This window comes from Collinsella sp. AM44-11 (assembly GCF_003467145.1).
In the GTDB taxonomy this organism is placed as follows: domain Bacteria; phylum Actinomycetota; class Coriobacteriia; order Coriobacteriales; family Coriobacteriaceae; genus Collinsella.
Window position 1 is genome coordinate 103,636 of sequence record NZ_QSFE01000009.1, and the last position, 7,161, is coordinate 110,796.

Sequence of the window (7,161 nt, forward strand, 5' to 3'; positions counted from 1 at the left end):
TTAGGCCTCCTTGCCAGTCGCGCCGGCGCCATCCGCGCTTGCAGCCGCCAGGTCCACGCCCTCGGCAACCGTCGCCACGGCGTCGCCCGGCCAGGCAACCTTGGTCAGGTCGGCCGCGGCGAGCGACTCGGCGCTCACGGCATCCTCGCCCTGCTCCAACACGCGGCGGCGCAGTGCGGCCGAAAGCGCGTGTGCCCACAGACCCTCGGCCTCGGCCAGGCGCTGCGTAGCGGGAGCATCGGAGAGCAGGCCCTCGGGTGTATAGCAAATGACACTCGAGCGCTTGACGAACTCTTCGACCGAAAGCGGGTTGGAGAACATGGCCGTGCCGCCGGTCGGCAGCGTGTGATTGGGGCCGGCAACGTAATCGCCGAGCGGCTCGGAGCTCCAAGCGCCCACAAAGATGGCGCCGGCGTTGCGAATGCCGCCGAGCAGGCCCATCGCATCCTTGCAATGCAGCTCAAGGTGCTCGGGCGCCACGGTGTTCACTGCCTCGACGGCAGCCGCCATGTCGGCGGCCACCACGATGGTGCCTTCGTTGTCGAGCGAGGCACGCGTGATCTCGGCACGCGGGGACTGTGCCACCAGGATGTCGATACCTGCCTCAACCTCACGCGCAAACTGCTCGTCGCAGGTCACCAGATAGCAGGCCGCCAGCGGATCATGCTCGGCCTGGGCCATCAGGTCGGCCGCGACCACCATGGGCTTGGCCGTGGCGTCGGCCAGCACGCAGACCTCGGAGGGACCGGCGACCATATCGATGCCCACATCACCCGAGACAATCTGCTTGGCAGCGGCGACAAAGGCGTTACCCGGGCCGGTAATCTTGTCGACACGCGGAATGGTCTCGGTACCGTACGCCAGCGCGGCCACGGCCTGGGCGCCGCCCACCATATAGATTTCGTCCACGCCGCCGAGCTTGGCCGCCGCGAGCGTATAGGGGCTAATCAGACCATCTTTTTGCGGCGGGGTCACCATGACCACGCGCTCAACGCCGGCGACCTTGGCGGGAATGGCGTTCATAAGCACGGTGGAAGGGTACTGCGCGCGACCGCCCGGTACATAGATGCCGGCCGCCGCGAGCGGGGTCACCTTAACGCCGAGCATCGTGCCGTCCGGGCGCGTGGTAAACCAGCTCTGCTCGACCTCGCGCTGGTGGAACTCGCGAATCTGGCGTGCAGCCTTTTCGAGCGCCGCGACAAAAGCGGGATCGAGGCCTTCGAGCGCGGCATCGATCTGCTCTTGCGGCAGACGGAAGCTCTGCAGCTCAACGCCGTCAAAACGCTGACAGTAATCGCGCACCGCGGCATCGCCGTTGGCGCGCACGTTGGCCACGATATCGCGGGCGGCGTCGACGATGTTTTGCGGTAGCACGCCCTTGCGGTTGAGCTGGTTGGTAACGAGGCGCTCACCGGGAGCAAGCTTGATGGTCTTCATATCGGTATCCCCTATCGGTCGAGGTTGTGTTCGAAAAACGAGAGGCCGGGCGGCGGCGCCAATCGGCCCGCAGCCCGTACGTTGGGGCGCCCGTGCGCGCTCGCGCTATTGTGCCGAGCCCGCGACGGGCTCAAAATGCTTGTCCTTCACGGCAGTCGCCAGGCGATCGGCCAGGTTGCGAACGCGCGGGTCCAGGCGCGCGGCGCCCGGGTTGACAAAGAAGCGGGCCGTGCAGTCCATGATGCGGCCGGTGATGACCAAGTCGTTGTCGCGTAGGGTGGCACCAGTGGCGGTAATGTCCACGATGCGATCGGTCATGCCGACGATGGGCCCCAGCTCGATATTGCCGTGCAGCGAGACGATGTCGGCGTTCACGCCGCGCTCGGCATACCAGGCACTCGCGATGCGCGGGTACTTGGTTGCCACGCGAAGCGACCCGCGGCGGGCATAGTTGCGCTCGGCCTGACCGGCGCGCCACGCGGGCTCCGCCTCGATAAAGGTGCACAGGCCGTAGCCCAGATCGACCAGCTGCAGCAGGTTGAGGTCGGCCTCGATGAGCGAGTCCCAACCGCAGATGCCGCAATCGGCACCGCCGCAGCCCACAAAGGCGGGCGCATCGCTGGGGCGCACGATGACAAACTCGATATCGCCGACCGCGCCCTCGCCGGCACGCGTGTCGCGGCCGCGCACGATCAGGTGACGGCCGGGATCACGCAGCTCAGAGACGTCCAGACCCGCGGCCTCGAGCACGTCGAGCGTGTCGGCCTTGAGCGAGCCCTTGGGCACGGCGATGCGCAGCGGGCCCTCGGCGCCACGGCCCGCGGCATGGTCGCCATCGGAAGCGGCATCCTCGGCCGAGGTGCGCGCGGCCTCCAGGCGCTCGAGCGAAAAGGCGAAGCCCGCCGCCGGCACCTCGATACCGTCGCCAAATGCGCCGGTAAAGATGGAGTCATAGCGTCCGCCCGAACCGACCGGATCGGGCAAGCCGCCGGCATAGGCCTTAAAGACCAGGCCCGTGTAGTAATCGAAAGAGTTCATGATAGAGAAGTCGAACGACAGCACCTGGGCGTCTTCGGGTGCCAGGCCCTCGACCAGGGCACGCAGCTCGCGCGTCAGCGGCGCGACGATACCGGCGGCCTCCAGCAGCGCGTCCACGCGGTCGAGTACCTCGGCGCCGCCGTGCAAGCGCGGCAGCTCGCTAATGGCGGCCTTGACGGCATCGGACTCGACGCTTGCCGCCACGCGGGCATCGAGGCCCACAAAGTCGTTGGCGTGCACGCAGCGCAGGGCCTCGGCAGCCAGCTCACGATCCTCGCATACCGCGAGCAATTCCTTAAAAGGACGCACGCTGCCTGCGATGATGCGCGCATCGGGAAGTGCCAGCTCACGCACGGCCTCGGCGACCAGCGAGACAATCTCGACATCGCCAGCGGTATCGCCCGCACCGATAAGCTCAAAGCCCAGCTGTGTAAACTGGCGCGAGCCACCGGCGTTGCGCTGGCACTCGCGAACCACCGGCGCCTCATAGCGCAGGCGCAGGGGCAGGTCGGCCGCGTGCATGCGGGTCGAGACCAGACGCACGATCGGCAATGTGTTGTCGGGACGAACCACCAGCAGACGGCCATCATCGTCAAAAAGCTTAAACGGCGTGTCCGCGATGCGGCCGCCTTCCTCGAGTGAACCCTTGTCCTCGAGCAGCGGCGTTTCGACCGGAAGGTAATGATGCTCCCTGAAGCAGCCCTTCACCGTCAGCGCAATCTCCTCTCGCGCCTGAGCCTCCTCGGGCAATATGTCCCGGAATCCCCACGGTGTGGCCGTCATCTGGTGAGCCTCCTCATGCTGTGTTTCATATAGAGCAGAAGACCGGCGTAGCTCCGCCGGTCTTCTGGGTACTTTAGCATACTAGAGTGCTTGCGGGGAAAATCCGTCGCAGCCGCTCACACCGTATTCATCTGGAAACATAGGGTAGGTTGCCGCAGCCCGACCCCACCTAGGCGCCAATCGCACGACGATACTCTGCCATTACCTGAGCATCGGCAGCTGCGGGGTCGGCAAAATAGCGCCCGTCATAGGTCTCGGCCGAAACAACTCCGCGATAGCCGCGCGCCACCAGCCTATCCAGGTCGGCGCGCATATCGCGGTCGCCGTCACCCCAGGCAAGATGCGTCGTGCCATCTGCCGCAACATCGACAAAATGCACGTGGGCGACATCATCGCCAAGCAGATCGAAATAATCGTCGATGGTATCCCCCGCCACCGCCATGGCGCCCATATCCAGACACGCCTTAAGTGCCGGATGGTCAACTGCCTCAATCATGCGCTTCGTGTCGGCCGCCGAGTTCACGATTATCGACTCAACCGGTTGTAGAGCCTCGAGCACCAGTCGCACGCCACGTTCTCCCGCATGCTCGGCAATCGCACGCAGCATCGAGGCACTGCGACCCCACGCGTCCTCGATCGGCTCGTTCAAAAATGCCCAGCCGCTCGAGACCATGACCTGCTCGGCTCCAAGTTCCGCCGCGATATCCACAACGTTCTTAAAGTACGCGAGCGTGCGGGTACGCGCCTCATTCCCGCGCGCCGCGATATTCCACGGCTTGGGGTTGTTCTGTTCGGGACAAAGCCCCACAATCCGAACCCCATACCGCTGTGACAGCTCCCGCACCTGCTCGATCGAATCGTATCCATGGCAATCGACATACAGATGCATCGCCCCGGTCCAAAGCTCGCAACACGTGTAGCCCGAGGCCGCTGCCGAGGAAAAGAATTCCTCAAGGTCAAAATAACGATGGCTGATATTCATGACGGCAAGCTGCGGATACTCCATCTTGTCCACCTTTCGGCAAAAGGGCGCCGCAGCATAATGTGCGCGACGCCCCCTCTTATATTGTTTTAATTATGACGGATACCCTACTGGACACCAAACACTCCAAAGAACGCGCCGGCGATACTCACGAGTAGGATCACGAGCATGATGAGCAGCGGATTCATCTTCTTCTTGAGCATGAGATAGACAATTCCAAACAGCCCCATCGTGACAAAGCCCGGGAAGATTCCGTTGAGCAGCTCGGCGAGCGTCTGAGCGCCATCGCCCGCGCCGACCATGAGCGGAATGTCCACGGTGACCATCTCCATGGTCATAGCGCCGATCACCATGGCGCCCATGATAGAGGCCATCTTGACGATCGTGTCCATAATGCCCGATTCCTGGACCTTGCTGATCATGTCCGAGCCAAAGCGATATCCCACAAACGTCAGCAGGTAACGGATGATGTAGTGGGGAACGTTGAACACGAGCAGGAACAAAATCGGGCCAAGAATAGAGCCCTGCAGCGCCAGCGACGTGCCGACACCCGTTGCCAAAATTCGCAGCGTACCCCAGTAGAAGGCATCGCCCACGCCGGACAGCGGTCCCATCAAAGCAAGCTTGACATTAGAGATCGCGCTCGTGTCAAAGTTATCTTCGGTGGCGTTGACTTCTTCCATTGCGGCAGCAATGGACATGGGGAGCGTCGAGATATACGGCGTGACGTTATAGAGCTCCATATGGCGCTTGAGTGCGGCCTTAAAGTCCGCATCCTGCGGATACAGCTTGCGAAGGATCGGCATAAGGGCCCACATAAAGCCGATATGGCCCATACGCTCGTAGTTCCAGGAATGCTCATAGGGAATCGAGCGCCAGAACAGCTTCTTAAGGTCTGCGCGGGAAATCAGCCCGTCGTAAGAAGACTCAAACTTAAAACTCATCGAACCCACTCCCAATCGCAGGATCCTCGGTTGCCGCTGCGGGCTGCTCCGCCTTTTTCTTGTCACCCAAAACCGTCATCGCGACGACGATAATCGCGGCAAAGATCGCCACGCCAGTCGTGCTAATGCCAAAGTAGGCGACGAGGAAGAAGCCAGCGAAGAAGAACGGAGCCACTGTTTTGTTCATAATCATCTGCGCCAGCATCGCAAAGCCGAGTGCGGGCAAGAAGGCGGCGGCGACATCCATGCCGGTCTGAACGAAATCGGGGATGATGTTGAGCAGGCTGGCAACAGCATCGGCGCCAAAGAAGAATGCCAGGGGAATGATCAGCAGGCCGCACCAGCTCTGCGCGTAACCGGCAATGAGCATGTTGCGCGTGATGGCCTTGGTGTCTCCGTCCTCGACGTTTTTGTCGATACGGTGCACCAGCAGCAGCATGACCGGCTGGCCCAGGGCCGTATCGAGCGCCAGGACGATCGTTGCGATGGGAATGCCCAGGGTCAGGGCCGCCGAAGCGTCCGCGCCGGCCTGCATGGCAAGCGACACGCCCAGAATGGTTCCGGAAATCGTATCGGGCGGGTTATACGCACCGACCGAGATGGCACCGACCATGGCAAGCTCCATCGTGGCGCCCATAATGGTGCCGGTCACCACATCGCCCATGACAAGGCCGACCAACGGTCCGAGCACAATGGGGCGCTGAAGGTAACTCGTACCGGTCAGCCACTCGGAATAGCCCAAAAGGGCAATCAGGAAAATCAGGATCGTCTTGATAACCATGACAGCCCCTAACCGATGACCTTTGCGGCGTCAGTCTTCGCATCCGCCGGAATCATCTGAATGAACAGCTCATAGCCCTCGCCGAGCAGCTCCTTCACGTAGGCCTCGTTCTCGGGCGTAAGGAATACGCTCGTCGAGACCTGGCGGGCATCCTCGCTAAAGGCCACATTGCCGAGGTTGATCTTCTTGACGCCCATCGCCTTGGCGACGGCACCGGCCTGTTGGATCGTCTCGCAAACCACGAAGAGCTTGTACTTGTCGGTCACACCGCTCTGGAGCGCCCTGACGGCATCCTCGGTGTTTTTGACGACGACTTTGCATCCTTCGGGCTTTGCAAGGGACAGGGCCTGCAGACGAAGCTTGTCGTTGAGGACCGTGTCGCTCACTAACAGGATGCAGTCGGCACCCAGAGCCGAGGTCCAGCTAACGGCAACCTGGCCGTGAAGCAGTCGATAGTCCACGCGAATCATCTGAATCATGATGTGCTCCTAACGATTAAAACTCATCGAGTTCGGCCTGCCCCAGCAGGTCGTTGACGTACTTGACCTTGGTGTCGTCCGCCTCGACGATCTGGCGAATGGCCTCATCGATCGGGGTGGAGTCGGGCACGAACAGCAGCTGAATAAGGAGCGGCAGATTCATATTGGTCACCAGGTGCGTGTTGGGGCGCGTCTGGACGATCTTGGTGAACTCGTTGTTGACGCTGCCGCCAAAGAGGTCGGTGCAAACGACGACCTCATCGTCCGCGGCAAAGCCGTCCAGAATCGCTGCGGCCTCCTTGACCAGGTCCTCGTTTCCGTCGACATACATAGACAGCGCATGGACGTTCTCGCGCTCGCCCGAGAGTAGCCCAATGCTCTCGACGATTCCGGACGCAAAATGAGCATGGGATGCAACGATAAACTGCCTCATTCGATTCCCCTTTCTTGCGAACTTCGGCATAAAAATGCCCGGACGCATGCGCCCGGGCAGGGTGCTTCTTGATCAGTAGCTAATTTGTCGCCGATTAGTAATCGAACTGGTGATAGTAGCGACGGTAGTTGAGGTTGTGCTTGGTGACCGTCTCGTAGTAAGCGGCAAGGCGATCGGTGATCAGCGAGGAGAGAATCCACGGAGACACGATGACGCGGAACTCGTCGTCAAGGCCGGGGATCGCGAACTCGGCGGTGTCGATGATGTTGATGTCGGTGTCGCCG

At 61.8% G+C, this 7,161-nt stretch carries 7 protein-coding genes and 1 pseudogene; all 8 read right to left on the bottom strand.

Features of this window, described 5'->3' with window-relative positions:
- On the bottom strand, positions 1-1,437 hold the full coding sequence (gene hisD / locus DW943_RS07245; RefSeq protein WP_117862623.1) for a histidinol dehydrogenase: 1,437 nt from the start codon (positions 1,435-1,437) through the stop codon (positions 1-3).
- 105 nt (positions 1,438-1,542) lie between these two features.
- Positions 1,543-3,258, bottom strand: coding sequence for an ATP phosphoribosyltransferase (gene hisG / locus DW943_RS07250; RefSeq protein WP_117862624.1), 1,716 nt, complete (start codon positions 3,256-3,258; stop codon positions 1,543-1,545).
- A gap of 169 nt (positions 3,259-3,427) precedes the next feature.
- Entirely contained in the window at positions 3,428-4,264 is an 837-nt protein-coding gene (locus tag DW943_RS07255) for a sugar phosphate isomerase/epimerase (protein WP_117862625.1), read from the bottom strand.
- Between the two features lie 83 nt (positions 4,265-4,347).
- The gene (locus DW943_RS07260; RefSeq protein ID WP_117862626.1) at positions 4,348-5,184 is read right to left on the bottom strand and encodes a PTS system mannose/fructose/sorbose family transporter subunit IID; all 837 of its coding nucleotides are present in this window, start codon (positions 5,182-5,184) and stop codon (positions 4,348-4,350) included.
- The gene (locus DW943_RS07265; RefSeq protein WP_117637121.1) at positions 5,174-5,965 is read right to left on the bottom strand and encodes a PTS sugar transporter subunit IIC; all 792 of its coding nucleotides are present in this window, start codon (positions 5,963-5,965) and stop codon (positions 5,174-5,176) included. The genes DW943_RS07260 and DW943_RS07265 overlap by 11 nt, the downstream gene beginning before the upstream one ends.
- 8 nt (positions 5,966-5,973) lie before the next feature.
- A complete protein-coding gene (locus tag DW943_RS07270) occupies positions 5,974-6,444 on the bottom strand; it encodes a PTS sugar transporter subunit IIB (RefSeq protein ID WP_117862627.1) in 471 nt (156 codons plus the stop codon).
- 16 nt (positions 6,445-6,460) lie between these two features.
- Complete coding sequence (locus DW943_RS07275) at positions 6,461-6,877, bottom strand: PTS sugar transporter subunit IIA (protein WP_117637123.1); 417 nt, start codon at positions 6,875-6,877, stop codon at positions 6,461-6,463.
- Positions 6,878-6,971: 94 nt separating this feature from the next.
- Positions 6,972-7,161: pseudogene (locus DW943_RS07280) on the bottom strand (SIS domain-containing protein); the annotation flags it as partial.

Bases quoted from the DNA above. Each gene is read 5' to 3' on its own strand.
- hisD (WP_117862623.1), bottom strand. From the start codon at position 1,437: ATGAAGACCATCAAGCTTGCTCCCGGTGAGCGCCTCGTTACCAACCAG.
- hisG (WP_117862624.1), bottom strand. From the start codon at position 3,258: ATGACGGCCACACCGTGGGGATTCCGGGACATATTGCCCGAGGAGGCT.
- DW943_RS07255 (WP_117862625.1), bottom strand. From the start codon at position 4,264: ATGGAGTATCCGCAGCTTGCCGTCATGAATATCAGCCATCGTTATTTT.
- DW943_RS07260 (WP_117862626.1), bottom strand. From the start codon at position 5,184: ATGAGTTTTAAGTTTGAGTCTTCTTACGACGGGCTGATTTCCCGCGCA.
- DW943_RS07265 (WP_117637121.1), bottom strand. From the start codon at position 5,965: ATGGTTATCAAGACGATCCTGATTTTCCTGATTGCCCTTTTGGGCTAT.
- DW943_RS07270 (WP_117862627.1), bottom strand. From the start codon at position 6,444: ATGATTCAGATGATTCGCGTGGACTATCGACTGCTTCACGGCCAGGTT.
- DW943_RS07275 (WP_117637123.1), bottom strand. From the start codon at position 6,877: ATGAGGCAGTTTATCGTTGCATCCCATGCTCATTTTGCGTCCGGAATC.